Source organism: Enterococcus sp. AZ089, assembly GCF_050547225.1.
In the GTDB taxonomy this organism is placed as follows: domain Bacteria; phylum Bacillota; class Bacilli; order Lactobacillales; family Enterococcaceae; genus Enterococcus_D; species Enterococcus_D entomosocium.
In genome coordinates, this window is record NZ_CP172954.1 from 2,258,140 (window position 1) to 2,279,973 (window position 21,834).

A 21,834-nucleotide genomic window follows, 5' to 3' on the forward strand; every position below is an offset into this window, starting at 1 on the left:
GCTTACTCTCCTAACCCGTTTTTATCGATAACGTTTTGATACCAATAAAAACTATCTTTCTTGTATCGCGCCAAGTCCAACAGCTGCTCGTCCGTACGATTGACATAGATAAACCCGTACCGTTTAGCGATGCCTTCGTGAGTACTGACGAGATCAATGGCACTCCACGGGCAATAGCCGATCACATCGACACCGTCTTCGATCGCCAATGCCATCTGTTTTATGTGCTGCTGCAAGTAGTCGATGCGATAATCATCGTGGATTTTACCATCAGTTGTCAAAACATCCTTGGCACCGATGCCGTTTTCCGTGATCAAAAGAGGCAGACGATAACGGGAATAGATTTCGTTCAACGTAAAGCGAAAGCCTTCTGGATCAATCGGCCAACCGAATTCAGTCATTGGCAAATGGGTGTTTTCTACTACTTGGAAAAAGCCAGGAATCCCGAAACCAGACTGTTGATCGAGTTTTGTCTCTTTTTGAAAATAGCTGCTGACGGTCATCGTATTATAATAATTCAATGCGATGTAATCACATGTTCCAGCTGCCAAAATCTTTCGATCTGCTTCAGTGACTGTCGGTGCTGCACCAATCGTCTCTAACAAATGCCATGCGTTATGGTTGTATGTGCCGAAAACAGCCGCATCTAGGAATAACCAATTTCTCAGCGCACTCATAGAAAGAGCTGCCAGCTGATCGGCTGGTTTTTCAGAAGCTGGATAGACACTGGCGATATTCGGTGCTGGGCCAATCTTGCCGCTAAAATTACCGGCATGAAACTGTTGGGTCACCAATGCTTGGGCCACTAGCATATGGTGATTTTCTTGAAATTTTTCTTTCATGGATTTTTGACTCGTACCAATGACCGAACCAGCAAGTGCCATCACATTTTGCTCGTTGATGGTTTGCCATAGCGGGACTTGATGACCAAAGTTTTCGAACAGTACTTGGCAGTAATCAGCAAATGCTTGGATCGTCTCTCGGTTTTCCCACCCACCTTGCTTCGCGATCGCAACGGGCAGGTCAAAATGGAAAACGGTGACGATCGGTTGAATCTCGTTTTCTAGTAGCAGATCGATCAGTTTTTGATAAAACGCCAATCCTGCTGGGTTGACCTGACCATCGGGCATGACTCGACTCCATGATATAGAAAAACGATAGGCTTTTAACCCTAATTCTTTAAACAATTTCACATCTTCTTCATAGCGATGATAGTGATCTGATGCTACTTTAAAATTAGTGGTCCCTTGCGGAATCTCTTTGATATCTTGCACTGAGGGACCTTTGCCGTCTTCTGCCCATGCGCCCTCTACTTGATAAGCACTAGTGGATGCTCCCCACAAAAATGCTTCCGGAAATTTACTCATCCCACGGTTCCTCCTTGGCTGCGCCGATCAAATTGGCGTCCGCTTGAAAATAAGCGGCTTGGATCGCAACTGGCTGCAGCGTTTTCTCAATGATTGGTGCGGTTTTAAAAATAGCTTGATAGCTGCTAGCTATGGCTTCGATCAAGCGTGGCTGACGGCTGATCCCGCCACCGATAACGATTTTCTCCAGAGCTAAAAGACACTGAAGATCGAAACACAAGACAGCGATTTCTTTGGTATAAGCTAAAAATAAAGCCTCTGCCTCAGAATCAGCAGTTTTCGTAAGGGTATCAAAGACCAAAGGACCATCAGGCGCGATAGCCATACTAGCAGCCAAACGCTCAATTAATCCGACAGCCGAAAGACCGATCCCCACAAAAGAGTCCGCGCCTCTCATTTGTCGGTCACGAATCATAAAACTGACTTCACCAGCTTGTCCATGATGCCCACGATAGAGTTTTCCATTGAGACAAAGACCAACTCCCACGCCGGTTCCTAAAATGATCGCCGCACCATTTTTGATCCCTTGCAGATTGCCGGCTTTCATTTCCCCTAGCGCAGCGGCCTTTGCGTCGTTTTCGACAGTAACCTCTGTCACCATGCCATCGCTTAACTGGCAGATCAATTCTGGCAAATTTACCCCATCAAGGTATGGCAAGGCACCACCAAAGAAGACCGTCCCTGTTTCATTAACTGAACCAGGGACTGCGATCGCCACTTTCGTGAAAGAATCTTGACGGGCATAGCTTTGGAGGATCGTTTTGATAGTTTCACTAAATGCCGCCAGCGTTGCCGGGGTGGGAAAACTTCGTCCGTCGGTGACTTCATTTTTTTCAACCCATCCCGTTTTGATGTGCGTCCCACCGATATCAATTCCTAAATAAACCAAATGTGCCACTTCCTTTGTTTACGCTTGAATTTCTTCCACGACTTTTTCTGTCATTTTTGCTGCTTCACTTGCTTGCTTTTTTTCAGCAGCCATTTCTAATTCGTACTCTTTTTTATCCGCAATTTTTAGAAACGGATACCACATAACAATACCGATCAGCATACAGATGATCATTAAGATCGTGTAGTTAAGCCCTCCTGAAAAGGGCATTTTGATAAAAGTCGGTGTGGTCCATGGCAATAGACTCATGGTTGGATTCAAGCTGATTGGGAGGATCGTTGTTGCCAATCCCCAGGTCACAAAGCCAGCGATCAATTGTGTAAAGACTTGCGGAATAAAGAACAACGGATTCAAAATAATCGGCATCCCGAACATGATTGGCTCTGTGATGTTAAAGATCGACGGGATAAACGACAATTTTCCTAATTGTTTCATTTTTGCCGATTTGCTGCGGATCATAAAGAAGGTCACAAAGCCCATGAAGCCAGCAGCATACATGCCCATATAAATCACTGAAGGAATCAGATAAGGCAGCGCTTGTCCTTGTTGGTAAGCGGCAATATTTGAAACGACCATGGTCATACTAATCGCCCCGAGTGGTCCTTGTAAAACTGCATTATGAATTCCGAAAAACCATAAAACAGCTAATAATTCCATAATGATGATGATCGATAGCGGGCTGGCAACTAAGGAGTTCAACGGCGCATTGATCACATCGATAAAGAATTGGAAAATCGAACCGGATGAAGTAAACCCAAATAAGACACGTAAGACAAAGACGACTGCAAAAATGATCGTGACAACAAACACTGGTGCTAAAGATTGGGTTACCATTGGGGGAACACTATCCGGTAGCTTGATCATAATGTTTTTTCTCGATAAGAAAGCATAAAAGCGAGTGACCAACAAAGCGGTCAGCATGCCGATAAACAGTCCTTGTCCGCCTAAGAAATCAAGCTTCAAAGCTCCAATCGTTTGTTCCACTGCTTGACCATCTTGCATAACAGTCGTTGCGACGGTTTGTGGCATCAACATAATGAAACTAGCTAAAGAAATAATCGCTGAATTGCGTTCATTGCTTCCTAATTGTTTTGCGTAAGAATACGCCAAACTGTATACAACATACAAGGCAAAAACGCCAGTTGCTCCGTTGGTGATCGCTTCAACATGCTGGAAGATGCCAATTTTCGTCAAATAGTCCGTCCAACCAGGAATCGGAAAATTTCCAATGATCGTGATAAACGCAATTCCTAAAGTGATGGGACTTGTTCGAATAAAACCCTCCATCAAAGCGGCCAATACTTTGTTTTGTTGTAATTTTTGTGACATTGGTAATAGTTTGCTACTTAAAAATGCTTCTAATTTTTCCATTCTTTCTCACTCCTTTAGTTTAGATCGTTACACTAAGCATCGTTTCTTTTTGATCGATCCGCATTAGGAATCGATAAGTACCTTTGGTTATGTGTTTCTTCCCTTGATTGTCATAGAAAACAAGTTCTGACAACGGCAGTGACAATCTGCGCTCTTTTTCTTCTTGGGGCGCGAATGAGATGAGGTCACTCGCAATTAATTGGCGACTTGGACGAACCATTGCCGCTGGGCGCTGCATGAGATAAATTTGGATGACGGTTTCTGCAGCTATTGCCGATTGGTTTTTCACTCGATAAGCCAAATGGATTGTCTCGCTAGATACTTCACTACCAAGCCATTCACCAGTAAACGAACTGTAACTAAGACCTGTTCCGAATGCGAATAAGGGTTCATTTGATTCATCGCGGTATTTTGACAAAAAGCGATCAGAATGCTCACTATCTGTCAAAGGTCTGCCCGTTGGCAGTTGGGCACTGTATAGTGGGATCTGTCCTTCACTCCGAGGAAAGGTCATCGCCAGTTTTGCCGTCGGAGAAGCCTGCCCACTCAACAGATTGGCGATCCCGATCCCGCCCATCGTTCCTGGATACCATACGAGCAACAGACTATCAAATAATGCTTCCACTTGTGTTAAGACTAACGGTCTGCCAGTGTAAAGCACGCCAATCAAAGGCTTGCCAGTTTTTTTCAACGCTTGGATCAAACGAATTTGTTTCAATGGCAGCTGCAAATGAGCTTTTGATGCCCCTTCGCCGCTCTCCAAAAACTGCTCTCCAAAAGTCAAGACGATAACTTCGGCGGCTTCGGCGGCTTCCATGGCTTCCAAAAGCAACTGATCTTCTGGTTCGATCGGTCCATTCAGCTGTTCGATCCCGGCTTTTAAAGGACCAAATTTCTCATACGAGTCGAATAGATTGTATCCACGAGCAAAGATCAAGTTTTCGGGTGCGAAATGCTGCAGCAAACCGGTTTTTAAAGGAATCGTGTCTTGTGGCTTGCCGCTGACTGACGCCCAAAAACCTAAGGTCAACCGGCTTTCTCCATAAGGACCGATCACAGCGACGGTTTGGTCCTTTTTCAAAGGTAAGCTGCCCTCATTTTTTAAAAGCACACAGCTTTTTTCTACTAGCTTAACGGCTAGCTCTTTGGCTTTATCCGACAAAACCTCTCCAGTTTGTTGCGTTTTCAACCCTCGATAGGGTTCCTCAAACAAACCTAATTGATTTTTTAGTACGAGAATTCGCCAGACTGCTTCATCCAGCAACGCGGCTAATTCGGGTTGTTTAATCAGTTCTGGCAAGTGCGTCGCATAGACCGATGTCATCATATCAAAATCAACGCCCGCTTCCAAACCTTTCTGAGCGGCCTCCCGTTCATCTTTGACAAAACCGTGGGGGACCAATTCTTTGATGGCGGCATGATCGGAGACCAGTACCCCATCAAAACCGAAACGTTCGCGCAAAATCTCTCGGTTCAACCAGCGGCTACCCGTTGCAGGTTCACCATTCAATAGGTTGAAGGCCGTCATCACTAGCAGTGCTTGGGCTTCGATCGCCGCTTGATAGGGTTGCAAATATTCATTGAATAAGCGCTGATTGGACATATCGACCGTATTGTATTCTCTGCCCGCTTCGGGTGCACCATAACCAGCAAAATGTTTGATGCAAGCAGCAACGTGATTTTCTGCCACTCCTTGATCAAGATTGCCTTGGTAGCCGGTCACGACGCTTTTAGCAAAACGTTTTGCCGTATACACATCCTCTCCTGGCGACTCCATCACTCTGCCCCAGCGAGGATCGCGAACAAGATCCAGCATGGGTGAAAAGATCACATGAAGGCCATTTTGGTAACATTCTTTGGCGGTCATCTCAGCGGCTTGCCCGATCAAATTAAAATCGTAGGAACCTGCTTGGGCAAGGGGAATCGGAAAAATCGTTCGAAACCCGTAGATGACGTCCGACATAAACAGCATAGGAATCTTTAGTCGGCTGTGTGCTAACGTTTCCCTCTGTAACTGAATCAATTTTTGGTAATCGTTCACATTATAAATCGAACCAATCTCGTGAATCTTCAAATTTGGTGGAAGCCCTAAATCTTGCATCGGGCCAGTAGTCATCACCTCATTTTCAATGACTAAACTGCCATTCAATTGAATCGTCTGAGCGATTTTTTCTTCTGGCGTCAATTGCTGAAACAATTCTTTCAATTTTTTACTATCCATGTTTACTCCTTCCTGTAACCGTTTTATTTATCTGAATTATAGAAAGAATCCTTCCTTAGTTATACTAAAAAACTAGTGTTTATAATAAATTGTTTATTGAATGCTAAAAAATTTACGTTATACTAAAAGAAAAAACAATGTTTGGACTTTGAGGTGTCTCATGAACAAAACAACACTGACGACCGCCATGGATCTGCTTTATCGCAAATATTTGATCCCGATGATTCTCTTGGATCAAGAAGGGACTCCGCTGTATCCCCCACTCACCTTAACAGCCAAGAATCCTCTGAAACACTATTTGGAAGAAACGAACGGCCCAGTTGCAAATCTCTATCATTTCGGCAAATATATGCTTGGTTGTTTTGCGTTTCAGTTAGCTGGAAAAACCTGTTATATGGTCATCGGACCCTGTGGAGTGATTGGTACACCAGATACGTCTTACCTATTTCTTGAACATGAATACCACTACAATGTGCACTATTCCAAAGAAGACAAATACTCCTTTGAAGAATACATCCAGCTGCTTTATACGCTGTTTGCGGAGCAGCCGTTGGCAAAAGAACAAATCCATTGGCATTACCAAACTGAATCCCACGACCGATCCATGCAAACAGATCTTAGCTTGGAAACCAATCTTTATGAACGCCGTGTGCATGAAGCTACCTTTGATTCCTATCATTTTGAATTGCGCTATCTTGACTACATCAAACGAAACGAGCCGGAAAAAGTAGTCTGGGTATTTAACAAAATGAAAGAGACCTACAGTGTTTCCCTTTCCCCTCATGAACTGGAAGGCTTAAAACTAAAGTTTTCGGCCTTTGTCGCTGTCGTGACCCGCATGAGCATTGATGAAGGAGTACCAGTCAACCAAGCATTCGGCTTATCTGATTCATTGATCCAAGGTCTGGTTTATATTCATTCTGCCGAGGAGTGCCTCCGCTATATCAAAGAAGCCACCTACCGCTTTATGGAGCTTCTGCATAGCTATCCGCTGGCGCAAAAATCACTGTTGGTCAAGACGATTGTGAATTATGTCGACAGCCATCTCTATGAAAAAGTGACCATTGATGATCTCGCAGCCATCACTCAAAAACATAAGACCCATCTATGTAATCAGTTCAAAAAAGAAATGAACAAAACGATCCACAGCTACATTCAGGAACGAAAGATCAGCGAAGCCAAGCATCTATTGCTGTTCACAGATTTTTCCTACGAAAAAATCAGCACCCAGTTGGCATTCGCCAATCAAAGCCATTTTATCCGCAATTTCAAAGCCGTTACCGGGCAAACACCAAAAGAATTTAAAGAGAAACATTACGCTCATGCTTTAAGTTAAAGACACAATTTCCGAAAAAATGCTCAGAAACAATGGTTATTATTTTTAATAACAAACGTTGTAAGCTATCCTTTTACTCAAATCAATTTGAATGAGGAGAGATAAAATGATCCAACTTGCTCGCTTGATCTTTTGGGTACCAGTCATCTTTTTTTCGTTAGGATTGATCATCGTAACGAAACGATTGCCGCGTTTCACATGGGTTTCCTTATCCATCACGGTTTCTTTAGTGATCTTTGTTTGTAAGATTTTAGAGTATTCCTATACGATGCCTGACATGCAGCTAACTTTCTATTTTATGGGTTTCTTGATTTCGGCTAGTCTTCTTTGTTTTATTTTCTACTTGAGGATCAGAAAACGGTGAATGACAGTGGCGGGTTTTCCACGTAAATTAGTCAGGTCCCCAGCAACTAGGGACCAATAGCTCCATCAAATACACGGGTTTCTTCCTATCTTTTTAAAGAGCTCCCCTCCCCTGAAAAGGGGCTTTTTTATTGCTAGTTCTGATTCTAACCTCAAGCTTACTGTGTTACTCTAGAAAGATTCGAATCAAAATACAAGGATGTGCCACTCGTTTTTCTCCCCCCTTCCTGCACACGATCGTTATTCCATGAGCTCCTTGCCTTTTTAACGAACTAAATATATAATGAATTTGCAAAATAATAACACAAAAGAACAAATCATCTATCCTCATAAAAGGAGCTTACCCTATGAACTGGCTGACCTTTGTCGTCCAACCACTGACCCTGCTGTTTTTTCTTACAGTATTCTCTCTCGTCTATTTGATGCCCGAATCCCTTGTGCCTAAGCCCAAAATGAAAAAATGGGCGTTGACTGTTTCATTGATCTTTCTAGCATGGCAGCTGCTAACCCCCTTTCTCTTCTTTTTTTACTGAGCACAACAAAAAAGCGGCTCTCTTTTTTGAGAGCCGCTTTGGTTTATTTTTAATCCTGTAACAAACTACCGCCATTGGTGGCAATGACTTCTTTGTACCAGTAGAAACTATCTTTGCGAGAACGATCAAAGCTGCCATTTCCTTCATCATCCGCGTCTACATAGACAAAGCCATAACGTTTCGACATTTCTGACGTTGAAGCCGAAACTAAGTCGGTACAACCCCAAGGCGTATAGCCCATCAATTCCACACCATCTTCGATCGCTTCATACATTTGTTCGATATGCGCCTTCAAATAATCGATTCGATAGCTGTCATGGATCGAACCATCCTCTTCCACCGTATCCAAGGCACCTAAGCCGTTTTCAACGATAAACAATGGTACTTGGTAGCGGTCGTACAAGTTATTCAAAGTCACACGCAAGCCGATTGGATCGATTTGCCACCCCCAGTCAGAGGCTTCCAAGTAAGGGTTTGATTCGCCTAAAGAAAAGTTGCCGGCCGTTGCTTCGCCGCCTTCTTCAGGATTGTGGCGGGCAATAGAACTCATGTAGTAAGAAAAGGACATGAAGTCGACAGGGTATTGCGCAAGAATGTCTAAATCGCCATCTTCGAAGGTCACTTCGATGCCGTTTTCTTTAAAGAAGCGCTTCGTATACGCTGGATACTTCCCACGAACTTGGACATCAGAGAAGAAGAGATTCTCGTGGTCACGCTTGATTTCTTCCATCACATCTGCTGGATTTGGTGTAGCTGGGTAGGCTTGCATCCGTGCCAACATCATCCCTACTTTGATATCAGGATTGATTTCGTGGGCAAATTTTGTTGCTAAACTAGAAGCCACAAATTGATGATGCACAGCTTGATACATGTCAGAAAGGTTTTGCGTGCCATCTTCGGATAACAAGGCACCGCCAACATAGCCAGAGATCCCCATGATATTGATTTCATTGAAGGTCAACCAATATTTGACTTTGTCTTTGTAGCGGGTCAACACAGTTTCTGCGTATTTGACGAACAAATCGATCACTTGGCGATTTTTCCAGCCGCCATAGTTTAACGCGATCCCGATAGGTGTTTCGTAGTGAGAGAGGGTCACTAAGGGTTCGATCCCGTATTTTGCACACTCATCAAACACGTTGTCATAAAATTGCAAGCCTTCTTCATTTGGCTGAACATCGTCACCATTTGGAAAAATTCTTGACCAAGCGATGGACAGACGGAACGTTTTAAAGCCCATCTCTGCGTACAAGGCGATATCTTCTTTGTAACGATGGTAGAAATCTGATCCCCAACGTTTTGGATACAAGCCTTCGTTGTCATTTAAGGCAAACAAGACTTTTTCCCGAGTCATTGGTGCAGCAAATTCTGCCATGTTTTTACGGTCTTCTGGTTTGACAGCGATCGCCGTATCGGATGTCGCTGGGCCACGTCCGCCTTCGTTCCATGCTCCTTCAAATTGGTTGGCTGCAGTGGCGCCGCCCCATAAAAAGCCTTTTGGAAATTGTTTTTCTGTCATGATTAGCCTACTTTCTTTTTCTTTATTGATCGACACAGCGGATCAGTAAGAAAGCATTCTTACTGATCCTACGACGTGCCGATAAACGCATTTATTTTACGACTTCGATCAAATTGTCGTTCGCTGTTACTTCTTTTGACTGTGTCGTTTGGATGTCACTGTAGTCGTTAGAGTTTGTGACGATGACTGGTGTCAGTAAGGAATAGCCTTCCGCACGAATCGCTTCAGTATCAAAAGAGATCAATTTTTGACCGGCTTTGACTTTGTCTCCTTGGTTGATGTAGGCAGTAAAGTGATTGCCTTCAAGTTCCACCGTATTCATGCCGATGTGGATCAATAATTCTGTCCCATCCTCAGTGACTAAGCCGATGGCATGTTTTGTTGGAAACAAGATTTTGACTTCTGCATCTGCTGGAGCAGTGATTTCACCGATCGCTGGTTCAACGGCGATCCCTTTTCCCATAGCACCTGAAGAAAAGACTTTGTCTTCCACATCTGCTAAAGCAACCACTTGACCGGTTACTGGACTTTTGACTGTTTCATCTTTGACGCTGGCAGAAACGGTTTTTACTTCTGGTGCTGGTGCTGCTGGTGTTGCTTGACCGTCGACTGGTGAATCAACAGTTGTATACAAAGTTGGTACTTTCAATAACATCATGATGATAAATGACGCTACGATTGCAATAACTGTACCGATGGCTAAGTGGATCACGCTATGGAAGCTGCCTGTTGCTGGATCGATATATGCAGGATACAAGAAGATGCCCATACCGCCCATTGCGTAACCAGTAACGTTAAAGATTGACAAGTAGATACCAACGAAACCTGAAACTAAACAAGAAACGATAAATGGTGTTTTCATTGGCAAAGTGTAACCGTAGATCGCAGGTTCAGTCACACCGAAGATCGATGAGATCAATGCTGGCATTGCGCCTTGTTTGACTTTTGGTTCTTTCGTTTTCAACCAAATCGCTGCTAGCACACCCGTTTGCGTGAAACATGGTAGCACAGCGGCGGTCAAAATAATCGAAGAGCCGTTTTGCGCCATATCCATGATCGCCAATGGCACAAGACCCCAGTGAAGACCAAACATTACCAATACTTGCCATAATGCCCCTAAAGCAAATCCATAAATGATTGGGCTGAAATCATAAACCGCTTGGAAAGCAATACCGATCCAGCTAGATGCTGTATTTGCGACTGGACCTACCACAAAGAAGGTCAACGGCACAGTGATCAAAATCGTTACAAAAGGAACCACAAACATTTTGACTACATCAGGTGTAACTTTGCGCATAAACTGTTCAATTTTCGAAGCGACAAAAATCGCTAAAATAATCGGCAGTACGCTATTAAAGTAGCCACCTGCTGGTAAGGTCAAGGTTAGACCAAAGACTTTGCTCGCTTCAGCAACGCTTTCTGCTAAACCAGGATAGACCATCGCACCTGCAATCGCTAATGCTGTATAGGTATTCATCTTGAATTTCTTTGCAGCAGTTACGGCTAAGATCATAGGTAAGTATTGGAACAAACCATCGCCTAGGGTATTCATTACTACATAGATTCCATTGGTCGCTTCCATCCCAGTTGCTGCAAGTAGCGCCGTGATCCCTTTTAAAATACCGGCTGCCGCTAATGGACCTAAGAACGGTTGAAACAAGCTTGAGATGACATCGATAAAGCGGTCAAACAAACTGCCTTTCTTTTCGTCGCCTTCGTCGATATCAAGACTGCCGCCATCGGCTAATCCGCCGACTTTCAGCACTTCATCGTAAACATCTGGCACATGATTACCGATAACCACTTGGTATTGTCCGCCTGCTTTGACAACGGTCACGACACCGTCACGTTTTTGCAAATAATCTGTGTCTGCTTTGCTTTCGTCTTTTAAGTGGAAACGTAAGCGAGTCACACAGTGTTTTACAGAAGAGACATTTTCTTTGCCGCCAACGTGGGCCAAAATGTCTTGTGCTAATTCAGTATATTTTGCCATTTTGATTTCTCCTTTTTAATAGATCATTTAATAAAAATAAAAAGACCGGCCATTTCTACAATAAACAAGCAGGAGTATCACCCATAAAAAACGAGACGGGTCTCCTCAACGAGTATTGTAAGAAAGTGCAGGTCTTGCCAGCCGAACTGTAACGAATCCATTTCCATTCTTAGGTTAATTTTGAGTGAGCGGCTAAGTTACCGATATGCAGAATCAAATACATCAATTCCATATCGTTGACATGCCAGCCCTTTTGTTCAAATAAGTATTCTTTGATCGAATCTGCGGTTTCTTTTTCTTTCGGATAGCTGCTGAAAGCCAAGGCAATCATCGGATTAGCCAATACTGGCTCTTCTTTTTCTTGACTTTGTCGAATTAAATAATAGCGAATGTGGGTCACAAACCGTTGGAAGTAGGAAGAATTCTCATCGTACTCGATGTTCATACTATACTTAACGATCCGTAAAATATTGTTGGTCAACTCGGTGTGCTCATAGGCACTTTGATTGGCGCTTTTTTCAATTTGCGCATTGACGAAATGCAAAGTGATAAACGCAGCTTCTTCTTGCGAAAAATCGGGATACAGCTCTTTGCGGATCAACTCGACCGCTTGGACACTGACCGCATATTCCTTGGCATAGATTTTCTTGATTTCCCAATGCATGGGATTGGTCAAAACAATTTCTTGCTTTTGACGACTGATGGCAAACAAGATATGATCCATCAGTGTGAAATAAACGTTTGGATTGAAATCGTTTCCAACACTTTCCCGAAAAAGACGCACGATTTCATAAATGACGGCCATTTGTTTCTCGTCAGCCTTCGTCATGACTTTCGACATATGTTCCACTGTCAAGTCATCTTCTGGGTAGTATTTTTTTTCGATTCGCTCAGCCGGAATCAGGTCACCCGGTTTCGTTTGAAAGCCGATCCCTTTTCCCATTAGGATCACTTCAACTTCATCTTCTTTTGAAAGTACAACATTGTTGTTGATCCTCTTGATAATCTTCACGAACGATCCTCCTTGATCAGCATAGCGCATACACAGCTTTGCATCGTTTGACGTCTATGCAGAAGGTCTTGTATTTTTTTCTTTCTCTGACTTGCCATTAAGTGACGAGGTGAATGTCTGCTCCAGGCAGTACTGCAGGATATCGTCAAACCTAGCTGGCACTTCATTGCGTTTTACTTCTCCCCTCCTTTGATGATCAATGACTGGACCTTACCTTGGAACCGGTTCTTTTTTAGCGAATAGAAATAATGGAGCAAAAAAAGAAGACCAAAGCAAAAAAGTGTACAACCCAAGAAACTTTGGGTAATCAATGCACTTTTTTCCTCTGGTCTTGCCTGCCGAACAGTAACGAATCCAGTAATGAGAACACTCTCGTGTTCCGTTGAGATAATAGTACTCATTCTGAGAAAAAATGTCAACACTTTTTTTGCAAACGTTTTTCTTTTTTTGTTTTTGACTATTTTTCACTATCGTTCTCACTGAATTTCTTTTCTAGCTTTGGTCTTTTAGTTCACTTGAAATACACGGTTTACTGTGTAGCACAATAAGACCACAAAAAAACCGTAATCTTCGTGCATTACGGTCATAGCTGGAAGTATGATGCTTGAAAGACGATCAATCACAAAGAATCAGAAAATTGGGGAAGGTCTGGTGCATGACAGACATTCAACGGGACTGACCACCTTGCGCGATTCATGCGTTTCATGACTTCCACAAACGAAAAGGTCTCTTTGAGTGGGGGAATCAACCAAATAACCTTTCGATTCTTCAAGATCTTCTCTTTCCTGCTTAGAATGTTCGCAGTTCGCCGCGAAAAAAGCAGGACGTAAACTAAATTTCATTTATCAATCTGTCACTGATCCTTCAATGACAAGTATCTAAATGAAAGCCTGTACTAGTTTTTAAATGGGTTGATTTCCCAAGGACCAAATGGTTCAAATTCCATGAAAAACGACCTCCTTTATTATTTGCTATACCCTATTATATTTGATAACATGTTATTAAAATCACATTGTTCAGAAATGCGTCACAATTAAGGAGGTCCCCCATGAAACAGCAAGGCTCTTTAATCAAGAAACTGCGCACAGATCGCAAAATCTCGCAAGCCAAGCTTGCCGAAGGTATTTCCTCTCGCACCACCCTTTCTTCTTTCGAAAATCGCAAAACAAATCTCTCTTCACAAACCTTGTTTGACTACTTAGACAAAATGAATATCACGGTTCATGAGTTCAGTCTGTTGATCGACAGCGAAGCCACTGGTCAGAAACGTCAGCTGGTGCAAGATTTCTATACCCGATATTATGATCGAACACTGACTATCGACTACTTGACTAGCCTTGAGGAACGCTACTTTGAGACACAAAATTTTTTTTATTATTCTTTGTATGTCCAAGGCCTGCTGCTGCACAACCGTGAATCATTTCTGATGAATCGAGGAGCTTACACCCAAGAAGTTGAACTGGTAAAGCAATACTTGTTTGATATCGAAACCTGGGGGCGCTTTGAGTTGAACTTATTCTCAAATTTGTTATTTATTTTCGACCAAGAAACCATCAGTTACTATTTAGATCATGGGATCAAAAAAATTCTTCGCTATGCCAATGATCCCTTTTATGCAAATTTGTTAAGTGTTGTGATCTTAAATGGCTGCGCCTTTGCCAGTGAAAGTAAGGATTCCTATCTGCTTAACAAGTTTCTGCTTTTGTCTCATCCCTTGCCTAATACACCTCTGTATTTTTATTTGAAAATCCATCAAGTCTTGTATCAAGAAATTTACTCCTATTTGCAATCTTCTCAATTAAACAAAGAAGTGTTAAGAAACAGCTTAATCGTTATCGAACAAGCCGGTTACCAGAACCATAAAAATGACCTGCAAAACTTGATTCATACTGTGACGAATATCTCCCTTTAACATTCTTCCCTTTGAATCATCCTATATCCTTACAAACATGATCTATCTTTTTCGTAAACGCCTGTCTGCTTATTGAAGGACAGGCGTTTTTCAGTCAAATGCTAGCCTAACTTGTACACAAAAAACCAGTTAGGTGCGTAGACCTAACTGGTTTTCGGGCTAAAATCTTAAAACGTATCTGGTTTATCCTGACCCAGATTTGATTTTACACAACTCATCCCTCCGGTTAACTATAGAAGTAAACTGAGCTGGCTTTTCAGAAAACGACAAAAGCGTTGTTCTCTTTTGATTTCAGTGATTCAACAAATCGATTAGCGAGATTCTGAAGTTACACCAATTCGTGCCCATGGATTATGATCGGCATCATATGCCCATGTAAAGTTTGCGACACGATCAGAGACCGGCAATACTTGGTTACGGTACAATGTTGGAATTCCAAACGCTTCTTCTAACACATATTCTTGCCATGCATCAAATGCTTCTTTGCGTTTTTCTTCATCGAAGGAATCATTTGAATCGATGGCTGCTAACAATTCTGTATTGCGCTCAGACTCATAACGAGTGTAGTTGAAGGCAGAATTTGGTCCCCATAGACCGGTCGGTGAAGGATCAGACCCTGTTCCCCAAGCAGCTAAATAAACATCGATATCTGGATCATCATTTTTCAGCTTGTCGTAGAATGCTTGGAAGTCGATCAACCGTCCTGTTGAGTATTGAACATCTAAACCGATTTCTTGCCATTGCTGTACATAGTAATCCGCCAACGGCTGTGCAGTTTCTCCACCTGCCATTGAAGCAAAATTGATGGTTAATTTGTTGCCATCTGGATCTTCCCGGAAGCCATCGCCATCAACGTCGATAAAGCCTGCATCATCTAATAATTGATTGGCTCTATCTAAATCTAAATGGTATCCTTCAAGTTCTGAGTTGTGCAATGAGCCATAAACAGGTGGGATCAGAGTGCTAGCATTTGAGCGCAAACCATAATAGAAACGCTCGCCAATTGCATCATTGTCTACAGCATAGCCCATCGCTTGGCGCAAGGCTTTATTTGCCATTTTTGCATCTGGATTGTATTCCACACTATTTGTTTCTTCATTCCAAGTACCCAATTTGAAGCCAAGGTACGTATACGATTGTTCTGGACGGCCTAAAATTTGGTATCCGTCAGTATCCGCATAGGAATCATAAGTATCAGTAGGCATTTTTAGTGCAAGATCATATTGTTTCGCATTCAACGCTTCGTTGATCGATGCGGAAGGAACGCCACGCATAACGATTTTGTCTAACGGCGGAGTATCACCATAATAATGCTCATTTGGAATATATTCCACTGTCTCACCTGGAACGATGTTACTCATTTGATAAGGACCAAAGCCAATTGGGTTGCTTCGAACGGGATCACTAGATTCCATATCTGCCACTTCAATACCTTCAAAAGTATGTTTTGGTAATGCAGAATACCACACACCGCCACCTAGTTGCATCATTCCTGGATGCATTTCTTTAAATTCAATTTCAACTACTTTATCGCTGACAGCGGTGATTCCAGAAATCGTATCTGAATCTCCGTTGTGATATTCTTCCATACCGACTACATTGGTAAAGGTGTTGTCATAACGAATACCGGTATAATCTTGATGTCCAATAACTTCGTAAGAGAAAATAACGTCTTCAGCTGTGACCTCTTCCCCGTCTGACCATTTCAAGTCATCTCGTAGCGTGATCGTTGCAATATTATTCTCGATATCTAAATCAAGATCAGCCGCTCCGCCATCAATGATTTTGAAATCTGCATCTCTTAAAAAGAGCTGTTCATGACTTGGTAACATAAAATCATTGTCATAAGTATCTTGGTAGAACTCCCATTGGAACAATCCTTGGAATTGAGTATCCATGACGACTGCCACATCCAATGTACCGCCATCCATTACTTCACCATCGTTCACTACTGCCAATGGCATAGTACCGATATCTGATGCTGCAGCGTCTGATGACGACTCTCCTGTATCTGTCGAACCTGTTCCACCTCCGTTACTTTGTCCGCAAGCCCCTAAAACAAGCGCTGCCAATAAAGTAATCATGCCAAACTTCGTTTTCTTCATACTCTTCCTCCTTATTAAATCCCCTCATTTGTGATTCACTGATAAAAAAACCAAGCAAACAGTTTTTTTATCTTAAAATGGCTTTTTTATTAGAAAATCTGAACGAGATTAACTAAATTATAACAATTTTCTCAAAAATCTTTCCGTCAATAATTTCATCAATCTATGAAATTATTGAAAATAAGACGAAAATCATTGATAAATCGCTATTGCTTTTTTTCAAATATCCTTAAGTTTTTCTTTTATGACGTTCCTTTTCTCTCATATTTTTCGAAAAACGCCTTGTGGAAACTGTCAAAAAAACCTTCTTAGACGAGAAAAGATGTGATACTATGAAAAAAAGGAGCGTTCAGTGAAACTATGTCAGACAAACGAATTTTCTTACAAACGAAATCGAAACCTTTTGCACCGATCTCACAGCTCTTAACTCAGCGGTTGCTTCTGGCTTACAGCTGTGTGTTGATTCTACTCGGCTTGTTCACCTCGCCGCCTCAGGCATTGTGGCAAGGATCGTTGGCTATTTTGAATGCCCCTAGCAATTTGATTTCTGATTATTTTGCAATCGGCAATCTCGGAAGCGCCTTTTTGAATAGCGGCTTATTGACTTTGATTAGTATCCTGCTTGCTAAAAAGCAAGGAACCATTATTAGTGGTCCGATGATCGCCGCTTTCTTTACCATATCCGGCTTTTCTTTTTTTGGAAAAAACATCTTTAACTCAATCCCCATTCCCTTGGGTGTCTATCTATACTCTTACATACAGCAACGGCCCTCAACCCAGTACTCACTTGTCGCTTTATTTGGTAGTGCTGCCTCACCCGTCATTAGTTACTTAGCATTTGGCTTAGGCTTACCTTTGCCCCTAGGAATCGCGTTAGGTTATGGAATCGGCATTTTGATTGGCTTAACACTCCCTCCACTGGCAGCACAATTTTTACAATTCCATCAAGGATTTTCTTTGTACAATATTGGCTTTGCCACCGGTATTATCACCATGTTTTTCACTAGCTTTTTACGATTATTCGACATGGAAGTCTATTCGAACAAGCAATTGACGACTGACTATCACTATTATCTGACGGCTTTCTTGCTCATCCTTTGTTTTTTCTTGTTTTTTATTGGTTATTTTTTAAATAAACGATCGATAAAAGGTTTAACGGATCTTTTTAAAACTTCTGGTAAACTGATGACCGATTATGTCACAATTTTTTCACTAGGAATCACCATGATGAACATGGCAATGATGGGGCTCTTGATGTTAGTCTTTATTTTCCTTCTGCAAGGCGAGCTTTCCGGTCCACTTTTAGGGGCTGTATTGACCGTGATTGGTTTCAGTGCCTTTGGAAACCATTGGAAAAATAGTTTGCCCGTGATGATTGGGGTGGTTTTAGCCACCAAAGTCGGTTTGACTTCTGATGTATCCACCTTCAGCTTATTACTGACAGCGATCTTTGGAACAAGTTTAGCTCCGATCAGTGGGTATTATGGTCCTGTAGCTGGTATCTTAGCAGGCATCGTCCATGCAGCACTGGTCACAAATATCACTTATTTACATGGAGGATTGAACTTATACAATAACGGTTTTTCCAGTGGATTTGTCGCGGCGGCAATGGTACCATTGTTAGATGAATACCAACAAATCAGAAGGCGGCGAAAAAAATGATTGAAAAAGAACGGGCACGACGAATCGTCGATGAAGTAGTCACCTACTTTTTGTCCCATGACTGTCAAAAGATAACGAGCGAGATGGCCTTTGAAGCAGAAGGTTTCAAAGCAGTCGTGCAGGGCCCTTTCCCTGAACAGCCCTCTGATCTAGAACATTTTATCAACATGCTCAATACACCAAGAGACAGTACCTTGGAAAACTATTACGTTGAACTGTTGGGCGGTCATCAAACGATCCATGAAGAAAAAGATTACTATTTATTGGGATTAATGATCGATGAAGCCGCCATTATGTATGATGAGGGACAACTAGTCGTTGAACTGTTTCGCAAAAAATATGACTGAAGAGTAACAAGCAAACGACGTTTCTGATTTGTGGATCACACAATTCAGAAACGTTTTTTTGTTCGTTCCTCGTGACAAAATTGAAAGTTTATTGATAGATTTTTCACACTCCTTTTCAGAAAACTAGCGTTATACTTTCATCATAATAAAAAACGAGGTGACCTATTTATGAAAAAATTTTTGATTGGACTAGCAGTTGTCGTGCTTGTGGGATTTGGTGCATTGCAAATTGCTGAATCAGTCATCATGGGGGGCGACAGCTATTATGTCCAAATCACGACAGATGGCGAAAAGACGACTTCTAAAGATGACAGTGGCAATGTCTATACTCAATACCACTATGAACTACCGGCTTATGACGAAAATGGCAAAAGCAAAACCCTTGATTTCAATGGTTTCCAAGAGCGGCCTTTGCGTAAAGAAGCCTATTTGAAACTTACTTGGAATGAGAAAAAAGGCGTGACCAGCTATGAAGAGGTCAAAGAAAAAGACATTCCCGCAAAAGCACTAACTCAATTAAAAGGAGCGTAACTTAATCATGGAAAAAATTATTCAAGCAAGTGAACTTACTAAAGTTTACGGAAAAGCCAACGAAAAACAAACCGAAGCCTTGAAAGGCATCAGCTTTGATATTGAAAAAGGTGAATTTATCGGAATCATGGGAGCTTCAGGCTCCGGTAAGTCTACCTTGTTGAACATTCTTTCAACCTTGGATCATCCAACCAAAGGTACGATCCGCATCAACAACAGCGACATCACCAAACTAAAAGGCGATGCCTTGGCAGATTTTCGCAGCCGTGAAATTGGCTTCATCTTCCAAGATTTCAATCTCCTAGAAAACTTAACAGCTTCTGAAAACATTGCGGTGCCCCTTTCTTTACAAGGGGTCAAACCAAAGATCATCCAACAACGGATCAAACGAGTCGCAGAACGTTTGTCTATCACGCATATCCTCGACAACTATCCGGCAGCAATCTCAGGTGGACAAAAACAACGGGTGGCAGCCGCTCGAGCCTTGATCACGGAACCAACGATTCTTTTTGCAGATGAACCGACAGGTGCCTTGGATTCAAAAAGTGCCAAAGACTTATTAAATATGATGGACGACTTGAATACCAATGACCAAGTATCGATTTTATTGGTCACTCATGATCCCCTTTCTGCCAGCTATTGCCAACGTATTTTATTTATCAAGGACGGGAAGATCCATCAAGAAGTGAAACGTGAGGATCAAAGCCGGGAAGAATTTTACCGCAAGATCCTTGTCATTCTAGGAAACTTGGAACAATAAGGAGGAAGAACACATGCTTTGGAAATTATCACTTACCGGAATCAAAGGCCGGTTGAAGGATTATATCGTCCTCTTTTCTGGTTTAGTCATGGCCTCAGCCATCTTCTATATGTTCGAATCAATGGCCAGCAATGAAGCCTTTTTAAAAAGCAACTCGATCATCAGTATGGTGGTCTTTATCTTTCGCTTTGGTTCTGTCTTATTGGGGATCATCACCTTTGCCTACATTTTATACGCCAATTCTTTCTTAATGGCGATGCGGCAAAAAGACTATGCCATGTTTATGATGCTAGGAGCCAAAGGACGTAAGATCGCCCAAATGATTTTCATTGAAACATTCTTGGTCGGGATCGCCGCCACTGCTGTTGGTTCTTTACTAGGTATTGGATTAGCCAGTGGTGTCAATACCTTACTAGTGAACCAATTAAATTTACAGATCAGCCATTATGCGGCCTTTAATCTACAAGCATTAGTCGTGACACTTGCATTCTTCTCGATTCTCTTTTTGATCGCTGCTATCTTTAATGCACGGGCAATTGCCAAGAAATCAATTTTAGCCTTGTTACGAGAAACCAGCACTCCGGCGCAAGTCAAGCAACGTCCTTTCATGCTCTTTTTGCAAACTGTCTTAGGGATTTGTTCTTTAGCAGTCGGTTATTATATGATGAGCGACTTGATGAAATTCCAATTAGTGGGGATCGGTGTTGCCCTAGTTACTATTATTTTAGGGACCTACCTTGTCTTTCGTTCCGTGATCATCACGATTTTATCTTTGCTGAAGAGGACCGATGCCATTGCTTTGAAAAGGTTAAACAATTTCACCTTGTCTCAGCTAAGCTTTCGGATTCGTGATTATACGCAGATGCTATCGATGGTAGCCATGCTCTTTGCTCTAGCATTAGGTGCTTTGACTGTTGGTCTGGGCTTCAAAAACGAGATCCCAATTATGGCAAAATCCGTTGCCCCTTATGACTTGTATTTGAATAATGCCCAAAATGCTTCTGACGAAAAAGTTGCAGCCTTAAAGCCGACTCTTGATGTCACTTATAGTCTGAAGGAAACAGACGACACCCTTTATTACAATAAAGATCAATTCAACAAGAACAACTTGCTCAGCACCAGTACGAATCAGTTGAGTATCGACGTTACCTACAACAAGCTGTCGGGAGACCAATTAGCCAAAGACATCACCGCGCAGGACCAATTGCGTAGCTACCTCTTGCCAGAACAACGAGGCAAAGAGATCCAAGTTGTCGATCAAACCGCTTTTGACACAATCAATGCCCCTGAATCCAGCTTGCGAATGGTGCAAGTCAAAGACTTTCAAGCAAGTTACGATGCATTACATGAATTGGCGCAAACAAACCAAGAAACCAATACTACTGAAACTGCCGATACGAATTTTTCGCAACGGGTCTTCGTCTATGACACGTATAATGGTCTCTTCTCCGGTTTTGAATTTATGGGCTTTTTCTTGGGGATCGCCTTCTTGACGATGTTAGCAAGCTGCTTGATGTTTAAAATTCTTTCTGGGGCCAACAGCGACATTCAACGCTATACGATGTTGAAAAAAATCGGAACCCGGACTAGCTTATTGAAAGGATCGATCCGCAAAGAGATTGGTGTGCTCTTCCTAGTTCCTGGTATCTTAGGGATGATCCATGTCTTGTTCGGATTACAAATGTTCACAACATTGATGATCGATCCGTACCACGATCTATGGCTGCCCTTTGGCATCTTTATTGCTCTCTATGCCATTTATTACGTGGTGACCATCTGGTTATACACCAACATCGTTTTACGACCAAACAAAAAATAACTCGTACAGACTTTCTGAATTGCTCAACGCAAAGAGACCATCAATCCGCTTGATGGTCTCTTTCATTTCGTCGCTCTTCTATCGAAAAAAAACG

At 42.3% G+C, this 21,834-nt stretch carries 17 protein-coding genes; 9 read left to right on the top strand and 8 right to left on the bottom strand.

Annotation, left to right across the window (positions count from 1 at the left end; translation table 11 throughout):
* Positions 1-2: 2 nt before the first annotated feature.
* The 4 genes from IGJ01_RS10575 to IGJ01_RS10590 are packed head-to-tail and all read right to left on the bottom strand — an operon-like array spanning position 3 to position 5,848.
* On the bottom strand, positions 3-1,367 hold the full coding sequence (locus tag IGJ01_RS10575; RefSeq protein ID WP_430601048.1) for a glycoside hydrolase family 1 protein: 1,365 nt from the start codon (positions 1,365-1,367) through the stop codon (positions 3-5).
* Positions 1,360-2,265 (bottom strand): ROK family protein, encoded by a 906-nt coding sequence (locus tag IGJ01_RS10580; protein ID WP_244731981.1) that lies wholly within the window; start codon positions 2,263-2,265, stop codon positions 1,360-1,362. The genes IGJ01_RS10575 and IGJ01_RS10580 overlap by 8 nt, the downstream gene beginning before the upstream one ends.
* Positions 2,266-2,274: 9 nt before the next feature.
* Positions 2,275-3,627, bottom strand: coding sequence for a PTS sugar transporter subunit IIC (locus IGJ01_RS10585; RefSeq protein WP_016613439.1), 1,353 nt, complete (start codon positions 3,625-3,627; stop codon positions 2,275-2,277).
* Between the two features lie 19 nt (positions 3,628-3,646).
* Complete coding sequence (locus IGJ01_RS10590) at positions 3,647-5,848, bottom strand: glycoside hydrolase family 3 N-terminal domain-containing protein (RefSeq protein ID WP_244731984.1); 2,202 nt, start codon at positions 5,846-5,848, stop codon at positions 3,647-3,649.
* 160 nt (positions 5,849-6,008) lie between these two features.
* Between IGJ01_RS10590 and IGJ01_RS10595 the strand changes: the two genes are divergently transcribed.
* The 3 genes from IGJ01_RS10595 (at position 6,009) to IGJ01_RS10605 (ending at position 8,080) form a co-directional block, all read left to right on the top strand.
* Entirely contained in the window at positions 6,009-7,184 is a 1,176-nt protein-coding gene (locus IGJ01_RS10595; RefSeq protein WP_244731987.1) for a helix-turn-helix transcriptional regulator, read from the top strand.
* A 106-nt stretch (positions 7,185-7,290) separates the two neighbouring features.
* A complete protein-coding gene (locus IGJ01_RS10600; RefSeq protein ID WP_005235163.1) occupies positions 7,291-7,548 on the top strand; it encodes a hypothetical protein in 258 nt (85 codons plus the stop codon).
* 346 nt (positions 7,549-7,894) lie between these two features.
* Positions 7,895-8,080: a hypothetical protein gene (locus tag IGJ01_RS10605; RefSeq protein ID WP_008378656.1), complete on the top strand. Its 186-nt coding sequence runs from the start codon at positions 7,895-7,897 to the stop codon at positions 8,078-8,080.
* Positions 8,081-8,129: 49 nt separating this feature from the next.
* Here IGJ01_RS10605 and IGJ01_RS10610 read toward each other — a convergent pair whose 3' ends face one another.
* The 3 genes from IGJ01_RS10610 to IGJ01_RS10620 all read right to left on the bottom strand — a co-directional run bounded on the left by IGJ01_RS10610 (position 8,130) and on the right by IGJ01_RS10620 (position 12,604).
* Positions 8,130-9,599 carry a glycoside hydrolase family 1 protein gene (locus IGJ01_RS10610; protein ID WP_244731990.1) on the bottom strand — a complete coding sequence of 490 codons (1,470 nt, stop codon included), beginning with the start codon at positions 9,597-9,599 and terminating at the stop codon, positions 8,130-8,132.
* A 91-nt stretch (positions 9,600-9,690) separates the two neighbouring features.
* Positions 9,691-11,592 (bottom strand): beta-glucoside-specific PTS transporter subunit IIABC, encoded by a 1,902-nt coding sequence (locus tag IGJ01_RS10615; RefSeq protein WP_016613444.1) that lies wholly within the window; start codon positions 11,590-11,592, stop codon positions 9,691-9,693.
* 169 nt (positions 11,593-11,761) lie between these two features.
* Positions 11,762-12,604: a PRD domain-containing protein gene (locus IGJ01_RS10620; RefSeq protein ID WP_244731993.1), complete on the bottom strand. Its 843-nt coding sequence runs from the start codon at positions 12,602-12,604 to the stop codon at positions 11,762-11,764.
* Between the two features lie 1,048 nt (positions 12,605-13,652).
* Here IGJ01_RS10620 and IGJ01_RS10625 point away from each other — a divergent pair.
* The gene (locus tag IGJ01_RS10625) at positions 13,653-14,516 is read left to right on the top strand and encodes an Rgg/GadR/MutR family transcriptional regulator (protein ID WP_244731996.1); all 864 of its coding nucleotides are present in this window, start codon (positions 13,653-13,655) and stop codon (positions 14,514-14,516) included.
* Positions 14,517-14,827: 311 nt separating this feature from the next.
* Here the strand turns inward: IGJ01_RS10625 and IGJ01_RS10630 are convergent, their stop codons facing one another.
* On the bottom strand, positions 14,828-16,621 hold the full coding sequence (locus IGJ01_RS10630; protein ID WP_244731999.1) for an oligopeptide ABC transporter substrate-binding protein: 1,794 nt from the start codon (positions 16,619-16,621) through the stop codon (positions 14,828-14,830).
* A 360-nt stretch (positions 16,622-16,981) separates the two neighbouring features.
* On the opposite strand from IGJ01_RS10630, the gene IGJ01_RS10635 reads away from it, so the two are divergent.
* From IGJ01_RS10635 to IGJ01_RS10655, 5 genes are all read left to right on the top strand, one after another.
* Positions 16,982-18,283 (top strand): DUF1576 domain-containing protein, encoded by a 1,302-nt coding sequence (locus IGJ01_RS10635; protein WP_005235137.1) that lies wholly within the window; start codon positions 16,982-16,984, stop codon positions 18,281-18,283.
* Positions 18,280-18,630, top strand: a complete 351-nt coding sequence (locus IGJ01_RS10640; RefSeq protein WP_008378669.1) for a hypothetical protein — start codon at positions 18,280-18,282, stop codon at positions 18,628-18,630. The genes IGJ01_RS10635 and IGJ01_RS10640 overlap by 4 nt, the downstream gene beginning before the upstream one ends.
* Positions 18,631-18,798: 168 nt before the next feature.
* Positions 18,799-19,161, top strand: coding sequence for a YxeA family protein (locus IGJ01_RS10645; RefSeq protein ID WP_005235132.1), 363 nt, complete (start codon positions 18,799-18,801; stop codon positions 19,159-19,161).
* Positions 19,162-19,168: 7 nt separating this feature from the next.
* On the top strand, positions 19,169-19,921 hold the full coding sequence (locus IGJ01_RS10650) for an ABC transporter ATP-binding protein (RefSeq protein ID WP_005235131.1): 753 nt from the start codon (positions 19,169-19,171) through the stop codon (positions 19,919-19,921).
* Positions 19,922-19,934: 13 nt separating this feature from the next.
* The gene (locus IGJ01_RS10655) at positions 19,935-21,740 is read left to right on the top strand and encodes an ABC transporter permease (protein ID WP_005235129.1); all 1,806 of its coding nucleotides are present in this window, start codon (positions 19,935-19,937) and stop codon (positions 21,738-21,740) included.
* Positions 21,741-21,834 lie beyond the last annotated feature (94 nt).